Annotated in this window: 14 protein-coding genes and 1 pseudogene; 13 read left to right on the forward strand and 2 right to left on the reverse strand. The window is 73.4% G+C overall.

Annotated features, from left to right (window positions below; all coding sequences use genetic code 11):
- Positions 1-875 precede the first annotated feature (875 nt).
- Together ACIA6T_RS33120 and mycP are read left to right on the forward strand one after the other, a co-directional pair.
- Positions 876-1,688, forward strand: a complete 813-nt coding sequence (locus tag ACIA6T_RS33120) for a hypothetical protein (RefSeq protein WP_399450222.1) — start codon at positions 876-878, stop codon at positions 1,686-1,688.
- The gene (gene mycP / locus ACIA6T_RS33125; protein WP_399450223.1) at positions 1,685-2,869 is read left to right on the forward strand and encodes a type VII secretion-associated serine protease mycosin; all 1,185 of its coding nucleotides are present in this window, start codon (positions 1,685-1,687) and stop codon (positions 2,867-2,869) included. The genes ACIA6T_RS33120 and mycP overlap by 4 nt, the downstream gene beginning before the upstream one ends.
- Here mycP and ACIA6T_RS33130 read toward each other — a convergent pair.
- Complete coding sequence (locus ACIA6T_RS33130; RefSeq protein ID WP_399450224.1) at positions 2,854-3,840, reverse strand: serine hydrolase; 987 nt, start codon at positions 3,838-3,840, stop codon at positions 2,854-2,856. The two genes, mycP and ACIA6T_RS33130, sit on opposite strands and share 16 nt — an antisense overlap.
- 117 nt (positions 3,841-3,957) lie before the next feature.
- On the opposite strand from ACIA6T_RS33130, the gene ACIA6T_RS33135 reads away from it, so the two are divergent.
- On the forward strand, positions 3,958-4,689 hold the full coding sequence (locus ACIA6T_RS33135) for an SseB family protein (protein ID WP_385058677.1): 732 nt from the start codon (positions 3,958-3,960) through the stop codon (positions 4,687-4,689).
- Positions 4,690-4,693: 4 nt separating this feature from the next.
- Here the strand turns inward: ACIA6T_RS33135 and ACIA6T_RS33140 are convergent, their stop codons facing one another.
- Positions 4,694-5,071 (reverse strand): DUF1844 domain-containing protein, encoded by a 378-nt coding sequence (locus ACIA6T_RS33140; RefSeq protein WP_385058675.1) that lies wholly within the window; start codon positions 5,069-5,071, stop codon positions 4,694-4,696.
- Between the two features lie 395 nt (positions 5,072-5,466).
- On the opposite strand from ACIA6T_RS33140, the gene infC reads away from it, so the two are divergent.
- The 10 genes and pseudogenes from infC to ACIA6T_RS33190 all read left to right on the forward strand — a co-directional run bounded on the left by infC (position 5,467) and on the right by ACIA6T_RS33190 (position 16,314).
- A complete protein-coding gene (gene infC, locus ACIA6T_RS33145) occupies positions 5,467-6,108 on the forward strand; it encodes a translation initiation factor IF-3 (RefSeq protein WP_078662092.1) in 642 nt (213 codons plus the stop codon).
- Positions 6,109-6,219: 111 nt separating this feature from the next.
- Positions 6,220-6,414, forward strand: coding sequence for a 50S ribosomal protein L35 (gene rpmI / locus ACIA6T_RS33150; RefSeq protein ID WP_004933563.1), 195 nt, complete (start codon positions 6,220-6,222; stop codon positions 6,412-6,414).
- 97 nt (positions 6,415-6,511) lie between these two features.
- Positions 6,512-6,895, forward strand: coding sequence for a 50S ribosomal protein L20 (gene rplT / locus ACIA6T_RS33155; RefSeq protein WP_004933571.1), 384 nt, complete (start codon positions 6,512-6,514; stop codon positions 6,893-6,895).
- 186 nt (positions 6,896-7,081) lie between these two features.
- A complete protein-coding gene (locus ACIA6T_RS33160; RefSeq protein WP_399450225.1) occupies positions 7,082-7,930 on the forward strand; it encodes a TrmH family RNA methyltransferase in 849 nt (282 codons plus the stop codon).
- 93 nt (positions 7,931-8,023) lie between these two features.
- Positions 8,024-9,160, forward strand: a complete 1,137-nt coding sequence (locus ACIA6T_RS33165; RefSeq protein ID WP_399450226.1) for an ATP-binding protein — start codon at positions 8,024-8,026, stop codon at positions 9,158-9,160.
- A gap of 163 nt (positions 9,161-9,323) precedes the next feature.
- Complete coding sequence (pheS, locus tag ACIA6T_RS33170) at positions 9,324-10,445, forward strand: phenylalanine--tRNA ligase subunit alpha (RefSeq protein ID WP_399450227.1); 1,122 nt, start codon at positions 9,324-9,326, stop codon at positions 10,443-10,445.
- Entirely contained in the window at positions 10,445-12,958 is a 2,514-nt protein-coding gene (gene pheT, locus ACIA6T_RS33175; RefSeq protein WP_399450228.1) for a phenylalanine--tRNA ligase subunit beta, read from the forward strand. Before pheS ends, pheT begins: the two co-directional genes overlap by 1 nt.
- 395 nt (positions 12,959-13,353) lie before the next feature.
- Entirely contained in the window at positions 13,354-14,460 is a 1,107-nt protein-coding gene (locus ACIA6T_RS33180; RefSeq protein ID WP_399450229.1) for a PP2C family protein-serine/threonine phosphatase, read from the forward strand.
- A gap of 261 nt (positions 14,461-14,721) precedes the next feature.
- A pseudogene (locus ACIA6T_RS33185) lies at positions 14,722-15,622 on the forward strand (hypothetical protein).
- Positions 15,623-15,768: 146 nt separating this feature from the next.
- Positions 15,769-16,314 carry an NUDIX hydrolase gene (locus ACIA6T_RS33190; RefSeq protein WP_399450230.1) on the forward strand — a complete coding sequence of 182 codons (546 nt, stop codon included), beginning with the start codon at positions 15,769-15,771 and terminating at the stop codon, positions 16,312-16,314.
- The last annotated feature ends 119 nt before the right edge of the window (positions 16,315-16,433 follow it).

Here is a 16,433-nt window from a genome sequence, read left to right on the forward strand (position 1 = left end):
GCACGGAAGCGCGCCGCGCCTCCCACCCCCCGCGCCCCACCGTCCCCCCGCGCCCCGCACACCCCCCGAGGCCGACGGAACAACCGGAAGACCCCGCCACCCCCCGAGGCAGCACCTCGGGCGGCTCCGGCCCCTTCGACCCCCGCGAGCCCGCGCGCCCGTCGGCGGGGGGCCCCGCCCGCGCGGAGGCCGGCGGCACGGCTGGACCTCGTGGGCGTACCTCGGGCGGTTCCGGTGCGTTGGAGGCCCGTGAGCCGGCGCGTCCGTCGGCGGGTGGTCCCGCTCGTGCGGAGGCCGATGGCACGGCTGGGCCTCGTGGGCGTACCTCCGGTGGATCCGGTGCGTTCGGGCCCCGTGAAACCGCGCGTCCGTCGGCCGGGGGCGTCGGCCCGCCGCGTTCTCCGGGCTTCGGTGACGGTGTGTCCGCCGGTACGGGCCCCGTCGCACCCCCGCCTCCGCGTGCCTCCGCCCGTTTCCCCGACACGCCGCCGACCGCAGGCCGGGGGGAGCGGTCCCCGGGCGGCTCACCCTCCGTACCGCCGCAGCCCACCGCGCGCGGCACGGCCACCCCTCCCGAAACCCCGTCGGAGACCACCACCCGCCTGCGCGCGGTGCAGCCCGCCCGACCGGGCACGGCCCCGGCGTCCGACACGCGCCCGGGGACCGGCGGCCCGGCCCCGGACGCGCGGCCGGGAGCCGGCCAAGAGCGTCGCCCCGGAGCGAACCCCGCGTCCGGCGCCGGCGGTGCGGGCCGTTCCGGGGCGGACCCGGCGTACGCGGCGGCCGGTGCGGGCCCGGCGGGCGGGCCCGATCCCGCGCTCTCCTGGAGTGCCCCCATGGCGCCGGGCGGTACGCCCGGAGCGGGACGGCCGGTCGTGTCGTTCGGGGAGCCCGAGGGATACGACGAGGGCGCGCGGCCCCGGCCGCTCGGGCGGCGGGGGCGGTCGCAGGCCGTCGCGGCCGCCGCCTGTCTCGTCCTCGGGACGGGACTCATCGGCGGTGCCGTCACCGGAAGCTGGCTCGCCGGGGACTCCGACGGGCCGGGCACCCGGAACGGCTTCGCCGCCGCCCGGGACATGTGGCACGGCGTCCCGGTCGACCAGCTGTTCCCGCCCACCCTCCAGGGCGAGGGCGCGGGCCCCGGCGGCGCCGACCGGACCTGGACCCGTATCGCCGTGGCCCCCGACAGCGGCTGCGAGGACGCCTTCGACGCCCTGCTCCGCAAGGTCCTCGCCCCCGTCGGCTGCGAGCGCCTGCTGCGCGCCACCTACACCGACGCCACCCAGAGCCATGTCACCACCGTCGGCCTGCTGTTCACCAAGGCCGACGCCGCCGCCATGACCTCCCTGGCCCGCCGCTTCGACAGGGAACGCCTGGACCGCCGTACCGACCTCATGCCCCTGCCGTACGCCGCGAAGGGCACCGCCGCCGCAGGCTTCGGCGCCGAACAGCGCGCCACCTGGACGGTCTCCGTCCTCACGGACGCCCCCGTCGTCGTCTACGCCGTCTCCGGCTGGGCCGACGGCCGCACCGTCGACACCCCGCAACCCGCCGAGGACGCCATGCAGTCCGGAGCCACCACCGCCCCCGCCCAGGCAGGCCTCGGCCACGAGGCCCAGGGCCTCGCCGACCGCGTCGAACGCGGCCTGCGCAAGAAGGCCGGCACCGTCACGGAGCAGCCGTCATGAGCCCCGTCACCGGCCGGCGCCCCGCCGCGGCGGCACTCGGCGGTCTCCTCGCCACCGCCCTCGTACTCGTCCCCGCCACCACCGCGCACGCCGACGGCATCCGCGCCCGGCAGTGGTCCCTGGAGGCCATGCACACCGAGGAGGCGTGGCGGACCACGAAGGGCGCGGGCGTCACCGTCGCCGTCCTGGACACCGGCGTCGAGGCCGACCACCCCGACCTCGACGGCAACGTCCTCACCGGCAGGGACCTCGTCGGCTTCGGCGCGAGCGAGGGCGACCGCGCCTGGGCCCGCCACGGCACCGCCATGGCCGGCATCATCGCCGGCCACGGACACGGCCCCGGCAACGCCGACGGCGTCATGGGCATCGCCCCCGAGGCGAAGATCCTCCCCGTCCGCGTGATCCTGGAGGACGGCGACGACTCCCGCGCCAAGGCCCGCAAGACCCGCGGCAACGCCCTCGCCGAGGGCATCCGCTGGGCCACCGACAACGGCGCCGACGTCATCAACCTCTCCCTCGGCGACGACTCCGCCTCCGCGCACCCCGAACCCGGCGAGGACCAGGCCATCCAGTACGCCCTGCGCAAGGGCGTGACCGTCGTCGCCTCCGCCGGGAACGGCGGCGAGAAGGGCGACCACGTCTCCTACCCGGCCGCCTACCCGGGCGTCATCGCCGCCACCGCCGTCGACCGCTACGGCACCCGCGCCCCGTTCTCCACCCGCCGCTGGTACGCCACGGTCAGCGCCCCCGGCGTCGACGTGATCATCGCCGACCCCGACCACAAGTACTACGAGGGCTGGGGCACCAGCGCCGCCGCCGCGTTCGTCTCCGGCGCCGTCGCCCTGGTCAAGGCGGCCCACCCGGACCTGGCCCCGGCCCAGATCAAGCGCCTCCTGGAGGACACCGCCCGCAACGCCCCCGCCGACGGCCGCGACGACTCCCGCGGCTTCGGCTTCATCGACCCGGCCGCCGCGATCGAGGCCGCGTCCCGGACGGAGCCGGAGGGCCTGAAGTCGGCGGCGTACGGCGACAAGTACTTCGGCCCCGGCCCGGACACCGCCGGCTCCGACGACGACACCGCCGACTGGGCGGCCCCCCTGGCGGGCGGCGCGGGCGGTGTGCTGCTGGTCGTCGCGGTGGTCCTGTGGCGCGGCCGACGCGTCCGCTACGACGAAGGCTGATCCTCCGCCGCCGCACCCGAGGCGTCCCCGGTGAACACGGACACCGCAGCCCGCGCCGCCGCCTCGGTCAGCGCGATCCCCTCCTCCTGGGTCGCGCTGCCCCGCGACAGCACCGCCACCAGACAGCCGTGACCGCCCGCCGTCACCCGTCCGATGCTGTTGATCACCCACAGCCCGGTGGTGCTCCGCCGCAGCCAGCCGTTCTTCAACGCCCATTCCGCACCGTCGGCCGCCGCCGACACCCCCCACCGCTGCCCCACGGCGATCCGCTCCATCAGCTCCCGCACATACGCCCGTGAGGCCTCGCTCAGCTCCGAGCCCTCCGCGTCGAACACCTGCCGCAGCAGCGCGAGCTGGTCGGCGGCCGTGGTCTGCGTCAGCCCCCACAGCGGGCCGTCCCCGCCCGCCGTCCCCGTCAGCCCGAACCGCTCGTTCGCGGCGTCGAGCCCGTCCGCCGTCCCGATCGCCCGCCACAGCGCCGACGTGGAGTCGTTGTCACTGTTCTCGATCATGGCGGCGGCGTACGTCTTCTCCTCGGCGGTCAGCGTCCGCCCCGCGTCCTGCGCCTGGAGCAGCAGCGCCGCCAGTATGTCGACCTTGACGATGCTCGCCGTGTCGAAGGCGCCCCCTCCGTACGAGGCGCTCTCCCCGGAGTCCGGGTCGAGCACCGCCACCGACACCTCGGCGCCCTCCGCCACGTCCACCGACCCCATGGCCGCCGCCAGCAGCGCGTCCCGGTCCACCGCCGCCTCCGTCACGCTCTCCACCGCCGCTTCCTCCCCTTCGGCCGCCCGCGAGGCCGACGAGGATACGGTTTCCGCCGTCCGCGGGTGCGCCCAGGAGGTCATGTACACCGCCCCCGCCGCCGTACCGCCCCCGACGACGGCCAGGGAGAGGGCGAGGGAGACCAGGGCACGGCGCCGGGACCGGCGGGCACGACGGCGCCGCCGCGGTCTGCTGGAGGAGTCCATGGCCGCGATGGTCGGGGCGGTGGCTGTGCGGACCGTTGGACGGAGCTGAGAGCCGGCTCAGATCTCGGTGAGAGGCCGGTGAGGAACACCGTCCACCCCCCGATAGGGTCGGTGACCGTGGCGAACAAGAACATCCCCGACTCCCCCTTCCGCGACGACGACGGCACCGCCGACCCCCGGCTGAGCGCCGCGCTCGCCGCCTGGGCCGAGGACGGCAACGCCGTCGGCCCCGTCCTGGAGGCGCTCAAGGGCGCCCGGCTGCTCGTCCCCGTCGTGGCCGTCCTCGGGGAGGTCGAGGAGGACGAGAACGGGCTGCGCCGCGAGAAGACCAGCGACATGGCCGTACCGACCCTGAAGGCCGGCGGGCGCACCGCCCTGCCCGCCTTCACGTCCACCGAGTCGCTCGCCCGCTGGGACCCGGCGGCCCGCCCCGTCGCCGTACCGCTGCACCAGGCCCTGCAGGCCGCCGCGCACGAGAAGGCGGACACGGTCGTCCTGGACCTGGCCGGGCCCGTGCCCTTCGAGCTGACCGGCCCCACGCTGCTCGCCCTCGCCGAGGGCCGCACCAGCACCGCCCCGCTCGCCGACCCGGCCGTCCTCGAGGCCGTACGGGCCGCCGTCGCCGCGGAGCCCGCCGTGCTGCGCGCCCACCTCGGGCCGGGACAGGCCGACGGCACCCTCGCCCTCGTCCTCGACCCCGCCGCGCCCGCCGCCGAGGCGGCCCGCGCCGTGGCCCAGCGGCTGGCCGCCGACGAGACACTGAGGGCCCGCCTGGTGCGCGGCCTCGACCTGGCAGTCCTGCCGGCCGGGACCACGCCCCCGGGCGAGCCCCTGTACGTACGTCCCTGACGACCTAGCCGTAGAGCGGCCCGGTGTACTTCTCACCCGGGCCCTGGCCGGTCTCGTCCGGGACCAGGGAGGCCTCGCGGAACGCCAGCTGGAGCGACTTCAGACCGTCGCGCAGCGGCGCCGCGTGGAACGAGCTGATCTCCGTCGCGGAGGCGTCCAGCAGACCGGCCAGCGCGTGCACCAGCTTGCGGGCCTCGTCCAGGTCCTTGAACTTGTCGCCCTCCTCGGTCAGACCGAGCTTCACGGCGGCGGCGCTCATCAGATTGACGGCGACCGTCACGATCACCTCGACCGCCGGGACCTCCGCGATGTCGCGGGCCATGGCGTCGAAGTCGGGGTTGCCGGGGGTCTCGGGGGTGTCCGAGGGGGAGGTGTCACTCATGCCCCACACGATAGGCGCAGACGCGTGTCCCCTTGACAGCAGGAGGCACGGGACACGTGGTTAGCGCACGTCTTCCGGAGCTGCTAACCTTGTGTAACGACCGGTCGGACCCGTATGCCTCACGGCCCGCGAGCCCGGCCCACAAGTGGAGGCTTCGAACTCCCACCCGACCGCCCTCAGGGCGGCGGGTCACCGGTCAGGCGGTCCCGTCTCCGAGACGGCGATCCGCCCGAAAGTGCGCCCCGCGGTCCCCGTGGCGGTGCTCCGGTAGTTCGAGGAGCCCCGCCTGTGATCGTCCGGGGCATTTTTTCTGCTTCGGCGCGGTTAGGTCTTACGCATACAGACGTTACGCGGCTGTCCGCCAGACCGTCGCGTGGTGCTACCGAGGAGGATCCATCAGCGCCGAGCCCCGCATCAACGACCGGATTCGCGTTCCCGAGGTGCGACTTGTCGGTCCCAGTGGCGAGCAGGTCGGGATTGTCCCGCTTGCCAAGGCCCTGGAGCTTGCGCAGGAGTACGACCTCGACCTCGTCGAGGTCGCGGCGAACGCCCGTCCGCCCGTGTGCAAGCTCATGGACTACGGGAAGTTCAAGTACGAGTCGGCCATGAAGGCCCGTGAGGCGCGCAAGAACCAGGCGCACACGGTCATCAAGGAGATGAAGCTCCGGCCGAAGATCGACCCGCACGACTATGACACCAAGAAGGGTCACGTCGTCCGGTTCCTCAAGCAGGGCGACAAGGTCAAGATCACGATCATGTTCCGTGGTCGCGAGCAGTCCCGGCCGGAGCTCGGCTACCGACTGCTGCAGCGTCTCGCGGAGGACGTGGCCGACCTCGGGTTCGTGGAGTCGAACCCGAAGCAGGACGGCCGCAACATGATCATGGTTCTCGGTCCGCACAAGAAGAAGACCGAGGCGATGGCCGAGGCTCGCCAGGCGCAGGAAGCCCGCAAGGCGGAGGCGAAGGCCAACCCCGGCAAGTCGCAGAACGCCGCGGACGCCGAGGCCCAGCCGGCCGAGGAGCCTGCCGAGGCGTGACTCCCCGGGGCGCGAGCCCCAGGAAGCAAACCGACACAAGTACGACGCTCCACCGTGCCCGGTTCTCATGACCGGGCACCGGAGCGCCACCGACGAGGAGAGAACGGCGCTATGCCGAAGAACAAGTCGCACAGCGGTGCCAGCAAGCGCTTCAAGGTCACCGGCTCCGGCAAGGTGCTCCGTGAGCGCGCCGGCAAGCGCCACCTGCTCGAGCACAAGTCGTCCCGCGTGACGCGTCGCCTCACCGGCAACGCCGAGATGGCCCCGGGCGACGCCGCGAAGATCAAGAAGCTTCTCGGCAAGTGACGTACGGGCGCCACTGAGCGTCGTACGGCAGGACCGGGACCCCATCGATACCGGGCCGTGTGAGGACAACCACGGCCCCGCTACAAGGAGTTAACAAGTGGCACGCGTCAAGCGGGCAGTCAACGCCCACAAGAAGCGCCGGGCGATCCTCGAGCAGGCCTCCGGCTACCGCGGTCAGCGCTCGCGCCTGTACCGCAAGGCCAAGGAGCAGGTCACCCACTCGCTGGTCTACAACTACAACGACCGCAAGAAGCGCAAGGGTGACTTCCGCCAGCTGTGGATCCAGCGCATCAACGCCGCTGCCCGCGCCAACGGCATCACGTACAACCGCTTCATCCAGGGCCTGAAGGCCGCGAACGTCGAGGTCGACCGCAAGATCCTCGCGGAGCTGGCCGTCAACGACGCGACCGCCTTCGCGGCGCTGGTCGAGGTTGCGCAGAAGGCGCTGCCGGCGGACGTGAACGCGCCCAAGGCCGCGTGAGCACTGCGTTGGCTTGAAGCCGACGTGAGTTTCCAGGACCCGCAGGCTTGAAAGCTTGCGGGTCCTGTTGTTCGGTTCGTCGGCCGTCGTTCGGCTGCGGGTCCGTTGTGGCTGGTCGCGCAGTTCCCCGCGCCCCTGGGGAGTTGCACGGCCGCGTGTTGAGTACTCCCGAAGGTGACGAAGAAGATGGCCTCCGTCAGCCCTGAGCTGATCTCTCCCCGCTCTGCCCGTGTGAGTGCCGCTCGGCGGCTTGCCAAGCGGAACTTCCGGGGGAAGGAGCGGCTGTTTCTCGCCGAGGGGCCGCAGGCCGTGCGGGAGGCCGCCGTCCACGGGGACACGCTCGTCGAGCTGTTCGCCACCGTCGAGGCCGCCGATCGGTACGCCGACATCGTCGGGGCGGCCCGCGACGCGGGCGCACGGATCCACCTCGCCTCCGAGGACGTCATCGCCGACATCTCCACCACCGTCACCCCGCAGGGGCTCGTCGGGGTGTGCCGGTTCCTGGACACGCCGTTCGAGGAGATCCTCGCCGCCCGGCCCAGGCTCGTCGCCGTCCTCGCCCACGTACGCGACCCCGGGAACGCCGGCACCGTGCTGCGCTGCGCCGACGCCGCCGGAGCCGAGGCCGTCGTCCTCACCGACGCCTCCGTCGACCTGTACAACCCCAAGGCCGTACGCGCCTCCGTCGGCTCCCTGTTCCACCTGCCCGTCGCCGTCGGCGTCCCCGTCGAACAGGCCGTGAGCGGACTGCGGGGCGCGGGCGTGCGGCTGCTCGCCGCCGACGGCGCCGGGGACCGGGACCTCGACGACGAGCTCGACAAGGGCACCATGGGCGGCCCCACCGCCTGGGTCTTCGGCAACGAGGCCTGGGGCCTGCCCGAGGAGACCCGCGCCCTCACCGACGCCGTCGTCCGCGTCCCCATCCACGGAAAGGCGGAGAGCCTGAACCTCGCCACCGCCGCCGCCGTATGTCTCTACGCGTCGGCACGTGCACAGCGCGCCGCCGGAGGGTGCCGCTCCGTCACCGGGAACTAGTAGGGTGACCAGCCCGGGGACCCTCCCCCAAGCTCTCGGCAAGGGCTCGAGCACGGGGCGCCCCGAGGACGTTCCGAGAGGTGGGGTACGGGGATGAGCGTCGGCACGAGCAGCGCACCGGGCGCACGGCGGGCGGCGCGCCCGCCCGCGCCCCGGCCCGGTGATCTCGCCGAACTCGGCATCGACCCCGACCAGCTGCCCGACGGACTCGTCGTCGCCGACGAGCACGGACGGGTGATCTGCTTCAACGCGGCGGCCGTCCGCATCACGGCCGTCCCCGCCGAGCAGGCCCTCGGGCAGCCGCTGGAGACCGCCCTGCCGTTAGAGGACCTGGAGAGCCGCCGCTGGTGGCAGCTCACCGACCCCTACGGCGGCCTCGCCATCCGCGTCCGCCAGCCCGAACGCAACCTGCTGCTCCCCGGCGGCCGGGAGGTCCTCGTCTCCGCCCGCTACGTCCGCACCGCACCCACCGGCCCCGTCCGCCGCGTCGTCGTCACCCTGCGCGACACCGAGGCCCGGCGCCGCACCGAGCGCAGCCACGCCGAGCTGATCGCCACCGTCGCCCACGAACTGCGCTCCCCGCTCACCTCCGTCAAGGGCTTCACCGCCACCCTGCTGGCCAAGTGGGAGCGGTTCACCGACGACCAGAAGCGGCTGATGCTGGAGACCGTCGACGCCGACGCCGACCGGGTCACCCGGCTCATCGCCGAACTGCTCGACATATCCCGCATCGACTCCGGGCGCCTGGAGGTGCGCCGCCAGCCCGTCGACATCGGGGCCGCCGTCGGACGGCACATCCAGGCCTACGTCGCCGCCGGACAGCGGGCCGACCGCTTCCTGCTCCGCGTGCAGCACCCGCTGCCCGACCTGTGGGCCGACCCCGACAAGGTCGACCAGGTGCTCAGCAACCTGCTGGAAAATGCGGTGCGGCACGGCGAGGGAACCGTCACGATTGACATCACGCCCTCGGCGTCCCCCCGCGAACGGGAGGACACCGGCACGTCGGTCACGGTGAGCGACGAGGGGCCCGGCATTCCGGAGGAGTCCATGAACCGCGTCTTCACCCGCTTCTGGCGGGGCAGCAAGCGCGGCGGGACGGGCCTCGGGCTGTACATCGTCAAGGGCATCGTCGAGGCCCACGGCGGCACCATCACGGTCGGACGCGCCCCCGGCGGCGGCGCACAGTTCCGATTTACGTTGCCCGTGGCGGCACCGGCGTATCTCACCTGAGACGCCCGACGGCCCCCGCGGGCGCATTCGCGTTCCCTCACCCCGTTAGACTCGGCTTTTGGCACCTTTGCGTCCCGAGGACGAAAGACGAGACGTCACCAGGGATTCGTCCACGAGTCGATGACGGGGACCATCAGCCAGCCAACCGGAAGCACGGGAAGAGATGTCGGCACCGAATAAGTCGTACGACCCTGTCGAGGTCGAGGCGTTGAAACCGGAAGAGATCGAGCGCATGCGGGACGAGGCGCTCGCCGCCTTCGCCGCCGCGGACTCGCTCGACGCGCTCCAGGAGGCCAAGGTCGCCCACACCGGCGGCACCTCCCCGCTGTCGCTGGCCAACCGCGAGATCGGCGCCCTGCCGCCGCACGCCAAGGCCGACGCCGGCAAGCGCGTCGGTCAGGCGCGCGGTGCCGTGAACAAGGGCCTCGCCGCCCGTCAGGCCGAACTCGAGGCCGAGCGCGACGCGCGCGTCCTGGTCGAGGAGGCCGTGGACGTCACGCTGCCCTACGACCGCGTCCCGGCCGGCGCCCGCCACCCGCTCACCACGCTGTCGGAGCGCATCGAGGACATCTTCGTGGCCATGGGCTACGAGGTCGCCGAGGGCCCCCAGGTCGAGGCCGAGTGGTTCAACTTCGACGCCCTCAACATCGGCCCGGACCACCCGGCCCGCGGAGAGGCCGACACCTTCTTCATCGAGGGTCCTCAGGGCGGCACCGAATCCGGTGTCGTGCTGCGCACCCACACCTCGCCCGTGCAGATCCGCTCCCTGCTCGACCGCGAGCTGCCGGTCTACGTGATCTGCCCCGGCCGCGTGTACCGCACCGACGAGCTGGACGCCACGCACACCCCCGTCTTCCACCAGGTCGAGCTGCTCGCCGTGGACGAGGGCCTGACCATGGCGGACCTCAAGGGCACCCTGGACCACATGGTCCAGTCGCTGTTCGGCGCGGAGATGAAGACCCGGCTGCGGCCGAACTTCTTCCCCTTCACCGAGCCGAGCGCCGAGATGGACATGCTCTGCTACGTCTGCAAGGGCGAGTCCGTCGGCAACCCCGACCGTCCCTGCCGCACCTGCTCCAGCGAGGGCTGGATCGAGCTGGGCGGCTGCGGCATGGTCAACCCGCGGGTGCTCACCGCCTGCGGCGTCGACCCGGAGAAGTACAGCGGTTTCGCCTTCGGGTTCGGCATCGAGCGGATGCTGATGTTCCGCCACAACGTCGAGGACATGCGAGACATGGTCGAGGGTGACGTCCGGTTCACCCGGCCGTTCGGGATGGAGATCTGATGCGGATCCCGCTTTCTTGGCTGCGGGAGTACGTCGACCTGCCGGCGACGGAGACCGGCCGTGACGTACAGGCCAAGCTCATTTCGGCCGGGCTCGAGGTCGAGACCGTCGAGCACCTCGGCGCCGACCTCAAGGGCCCCCTCGTCGTCGGCCAGGTGCTGACCATCGAGGAGCTGGAGGGCTTCAAGAAGCCGATCCGCTTCTGCACCGTCGACGTCGGCCGGGCCAACGGCACCGGTGAGCCCCAGGAGATCGTCTGCGGCGCCCGCAACTTCGCCGTCGGCGACAAGGTCGTCGTCGTCCTCCCCGGCGCCACCCTGCCGGGCGGCTTCTCGATCTCCGCCCGCAAGACCTACGGCAAGACCTCCCACGGCATGATCTGCTCCAGCGACGAGCTGGGCATGGGCGACGACGGCACGCACGGCATCATCGTGCTGCCGCCGGAGACCGAGGTCGGCAAGGACGCCATCGAGCTCCTCGAACTGGTCGACGAGGTCCTGGACATCGCCGTCACCGCCAACCGCGGCGACTGCCTGTCCATCCGCGGCGTCGCCCGCGAGACCGCCATCGCCTACGGCCTGCCGCTGCGCGATCCGGCGCTCCTCGACGTGCCCGGGCCGAACGCCTTCGGCTACCCGGTGCAGGTCTCCGACCCGGTCGGCTGCGACCGCTTCACCGCCCGCACGGTGACCGGCCTCAGCCCCGAGGCGCGCTCCCCGATCTGGCTGAAGCGCCGGCTGCAGAAGGTCGGCATGCGTCCGATCTCGCTCGCCGTCGACGTCACCAACTACGTGATGATGGAGCTCGGCCAGCCGCTGCACGCGTACGACCGCTCCCTGGTCCAGGGCACCATCGGTGTGCGCCGGGCCGAGGAGGGCGAGAAGATCGTCACCCTCGACGGCGTCGAGCGGAAGCTGCACGCCGAGGACCTCGTCATCACCGACGACCGCGGCCCGATCGGCCTCGCGGGTGTCATGGGCGGCGCCGACACGGAGATCGCCGACCACGACGACCTCGAGAAGTCGACCGGCGACGTGGTGATCGAGGCCGCCCACTTCGACCAGGTGTCCATCGCGCGCACCGCCCGCCGCCACAAGCTGTCCTCCGAGGCGTCCCGCCGCTTCGAGCGCGGCGTCGACCCGCAGGCCGCCGCCGCTGCCGCGCAGCGCACCGTCGACCTGCTGGTGCTGCTCGCGGGCGGCACCGCCGAGGCCGGCGTCACCGAGGTCGTCGCCCCGACCGCGCCGCACACCATCACCGCCCCCGCCGACCACCCGGACAAGGTCGCGGGCGTGACGTACGGCCGGGAGACCGTCGTGCGCCGCCTCCAGGAGGTCGGCTGCGATGTGTACGGGCAGGACGAGCTGATCGTCACCGTGCCGTCCTGGCGGCCCGACCTCACCGACGCCAACGACCTGGCCGAAGAGGTCATCCGGCTGGAGGGCTACGAGAACCTGCCCTCCACGCTGCCCAAGCCGCCGGCCGGCCGCGGCCTGACCGCCCGCCAGCGCCTGCACCGCCGGATCGGCCGCGCCCTGGCCGGGGCCGGTTACGTCGAGGCGCTGAACTACCCGTTCGTCAGCGAGCAGGTCTTCGACCAGCTCGGCCTGGAGGCCGACGACCCGGCCCGCCGCGTCGTCAAGCTGGTCAACCCGCTCAGCGACGAGGAGCCCGCGCTGCGGACCTCGCTGCTGCCGGGCCTGCTCGGCGCGCTGCGCCGCAACGACGGCCGGGGCTCGCACGACCTCGCGCTGTTCGAGACCGGCCTGGTCTTCCGGCCGCGCGAGGAGCGGCGGGCCGCCGCGAACCTGCCCGTCGACCGGCGCCCCAGCGAGGCCGACATCGCCGCGCTGGACGCCGCGCTGCCCGACCAGCCGCGGCACGTCGCCGTCGTGCTGACCGGCGCCCGCGAGCAGGCCGGCTGGTGGGGCAAGGGCCGCGCGGCCGACTGGGCCGACGCGGTCGAGGCCGCCCGGACCGTCGCCCGTGAGGCCGGCGCCGAACTGGGTGTCCGCAAGGGCCAGTACGGTCCCTGGCACCCGGGCCGCTGCGCCGAGCTGACCGTCACCGTCGACGGCGAGGAGCGGATCATCGGCCACGCCGGCGAGCTGCACCCGCGCGTCCTGAAGACCCTGGGCCTGCCCGCGCGCAGCTGCGCGATGGAGCTGGACCTGGACGCCCTGGAGCAGGTCGGCGACGACACCCCGCAGGCGCCGGGCATCTCCACCTTCCCGGTCGCCACGCAGGACGTCGCGCTGGTCGTCGACGCGTTCGTGCCCGCCTCGGACGTCGAGGCGGCGCTGCGCGAGGGCGCCGGTGAACTGCTGGAGTCCATCCGCCTGTTCGACGTGTACGAGAACGCCGAACAGCTCGGCGAGGGCCGCAAGTCCCTGGCCTACGCACTCCGCTTCCGGGCGACCGACCGCACCCTGACCGTCGACGAGGCCTCGGCGGCCCGGGAATCGGCGGTCACCCTGGCGGGCGACCGCACCGGAGCGGTACTGAGAGGCTGATCCAACCCGTCCGGCACCATCAGCCCGTCCGGCGTTTGAGGACAAGGGGGTCCGGGGGCACAGCCCCCGGGGACGGGACGGGACGGGAAGGGGCGGCGGGGGCGAAAACACAAAAGCCCCACAGCCGCCCGCGAGGACAACCGCACAGAGACCGGCCCACGCGGCCGATAACCGCCGGGAACGGGGGGGGGGGGGGGGGGGGGGGGGGGGGGGGGGGGCGGCCCCCCCCCCCCCCCCCCCCCCCCCCCCCCGTTCCCCTCCCCCCACCGGTCACCTCACTCATTCGGGTGACTATCCGGATCGATACGTCCGGATCAGGCCATACGGTCGACAGAATCAGACCGGCCTCTCGAGGCCGGTCTGCGCTGTCCGGGCCTATATGGGGGGCCATCGGCATGATCCGCTTCAAGCCCGGGGCTCCCCGCAGGGTGCCACCCCGGTTCCTGTCCTCACGGGTACCCACCCTCGCGGTGCCCACGGCGCTGGGCGCCACCGCGGTCGCCTACCGGCTGACCTGCCCGCTCGCCCACGACGAAGCCCTCGGCGCGCGCCTCGTCAGCAGCGCCGTGATGTGCGCGATCGTCACCGGCCTGGTGATGCACGTCCGGCACCGGCTGCTGCGTGAACTGCGGCTGGCCCGCCGGGCCGCGGAGGCAGCGCAGAGCGCGCTGGTGAGGCCGCCGCCCCCGCGGGTCGACGGCCTGGCCGCCGCCGCGGTCCACCTCGCCGCCGACCCCGGAGCCCGGATCGGCGGCGACCTGTACGAGGTGGTCGCCACCGAGCACGGCGTACGGGCCGTCATCGGTGACGTCCGCGGCCACGGCCTCGGAGCCGTGACGACCGTCGCCGCCGTCCTCGGCAGCTTCCGCGAGGCCGCCCACGACGAGGCCGAACTGGCCGGTGTGCTGCGCCGGCTGGAGCGGGCGATGGCCCGGCACCTGCGGGAGCGCGCCCACAACGGGCACGACCCGACGGGCGCCGCCGCCCAGGACGGTCCGCTCGGCGAGGAGTTCGTCACCGTCCTGCTGCTGGAGATCCTCCCGGACGGGGGCGTACGGGCCCTGAACTGCGGCCACCCCTGGCCGTATCTGCTGACCGGCGCACGGGTGGAACCGCTCGCCCGTACCGATCCGCTCCCGCCGCTCGGCCCGTTCCCGCTGCCGCCCGAACTCCCCGTCGTGCCCTGCGGACCCCTGCTCCCCGGCGACGCGCTCGTCCTGCACACGGACGGAGCCGAGGAGGCACGGGACGCCGAGGGCCGGTTCTTCCCGCTGCGGGACGTCCTCACCGAGGCCGCGCGCGAACACCCGCTCACACCCCGGTCCGTGCTGTGCACGGTCCTCACGGCGCTGCTGCGGCACACCGTCGGCCCGCCGAAGGACGACGTGGCCCTGCTGGTCCTGAGGAACGAGCGGCATGTGGGAGGCACCCCCACAGAACCGCGCGCCACCACGCACCCGCACCCGACGAGCCGCCTCCGGTCCCCGGCGCGGCCGGCGTGACCGGTACGACCGGCGGCGCCACGCCGTCCGTCCCGCCACGGAGTGTCGGGCAGGCAGCAGGGCGGACGGCGTGGAAACGGGCCGCCGCACTGTACGAGGGGGAGCCGACGGCCCGGCCGGCCTCTTTCGAGGCAGTTCAGTCAACCGGCCGGACACGTTCGGCGACAGCGCGCGCACACTGCGGATTCGAGCACTCCGTTCACACCCCGTGTGAACGCACAGCCACTACTCTGTCCGGCACCGAGCCACCGGGGGGCCTGAATGCAGCCCAATTCTCTGCTCGACGCGATCCTGGACGAGGCCGGGATCTCGCACGCGGGCCTGGCCGCGCACGTCAACCAGGCCGGACGGGCACGCGACCTGTCGCTCCGCTACGAGCACACCGCCGTGGCGCGCTGGCTGAAGGGACAGCGGCCCCGGGGACAGGTGCCCGACCTGATCTGCGAGGTGCTCGCCGCCCGGCTGCACCGCCAGGTCACCCTCGACGACATCGGCCTCGGTGTACCCGGCGAACCTTCCGCCCCGCACACCGGCTCGCTCTGCGGGTTCGTCGAGCGGGCCACCGCGCTGTGGCGCTCCGACCAGCAGCGGCGCCCGCACCTGCTCGGCGCCCCCGCCGTCACCGGCACGCCCGCCGTCATGCCCGTATGGGAGTGGGAGAACCCGCCCGAGGACGTGGACGTCTCCCGCGGCGGCCGGCACCGGGTCACCTCCGGCGACCTCGACATGCTGCGCGCCGCCCGCACCCACTACGAGCAGATGTACCGCAAGGCCGGCGGCGTCGCGACCCGCGCCCGGATCGTCGGCTTCCTCGACGCCGAGGCCGCCCCGCTGCTGCGCGGCCGCTACACCGACGCCACCGGCCGCCAGCTGCACCGGGCCACCGGCGGCCGGGGAGCACGCGGCGGCCGTGGACAACCCCGCGCACGACCGGGGCCGGGTGCACCGGCTGGCCATGCTGAGCACCATCGAACTGCGCCGGGGCAACGCCGACAAGGCGGTGGCCATCGCGGTGCAGATGGCCGAGCAGGCCCGGGGGATGGAGTCGCAGCGACTGCGGGACAGACTGCGCGAGGTGCGCGAGCACCTCGTCCGCAGCGGCTGCGCGGGCACCGCCGAGGCGGCCGAACTCATCGACGGGTCACTGCGCGTACCGCTGTAGCACGGGCCCGGTGTTCAAGGCACCCGTGCCCGGCCGCGCGCCTCCGCCGCGCCCGCCGCTGTGCCACGGGCTGCCTCCCGTGCGCCTGCCTGGCGGACCACCGCTGCTGCGATATTGCCCCCTACCCGTCGGAAGGTGGCAGAACCGTGCAGTGGACGAAGCGGAACGAACGGAATGTGTACTCAAATCGCTGGTTCAGCGTCAATCTCGCGGATGTCGAACTGCCGGACGGCCGGCATCTCGACCACTTCCTCATCCGGCTGCGGCCCGTCGCCGTGGCCACGGTGGTCAACGAGGCCAACGAGGTCCTCCTGCTGTGGCGCCACCGCTTCATCACCGACAGCTGGGGATGGGAACTCGCGGCCGGAGTGGTCGAGGACGGCGAGGACGTCGTCCGGGCCGCCGCGCGGGAACTGGAGGAGGAGACCGGCTGGCGGCCGGGGCCGCTGCACCACCTGATGAGCGTGGAGCCCTGCAACGGCCTCACCGACGCCCGGCACCACATCTACTGGTCCGACGAGGGCGAGTACGTCGGACACCCCGTGGACGACTTCGAGTCGGACCGCCGGGAGTGGGTGCCCCTGAAAGTGGTCCCCGACCTGGTCGCCGCCGGCGAGGTCCCGGCCGCCAACATGGCGGCGGCGTTACTCCTGCTGCACCACCTCAGGCTCGGCCGGGACGGCAGGCCCTGAAACGCCGAGGGCCCGGCACCCTCGGGGATGCTGTTGGTTAATTCGGGCCTGGTCACTTCGCCCCGCCGCTATGCGGCGGGGCGAAGTGCTGTCAGGGGGCTGGTGCGGGTGCGGGCTCG

Origin of the sequence: Streptomyces sp. NPDC051740 (genome assembly GCF_044453165.1) — a bacterium.
Taxonomy (GTDB): Bacteria; Actinomycetota; Actinomycetes; order Streptomycetales; family Streptomycetaceae; genus Streptomyces; species Streptomyces atrovirens.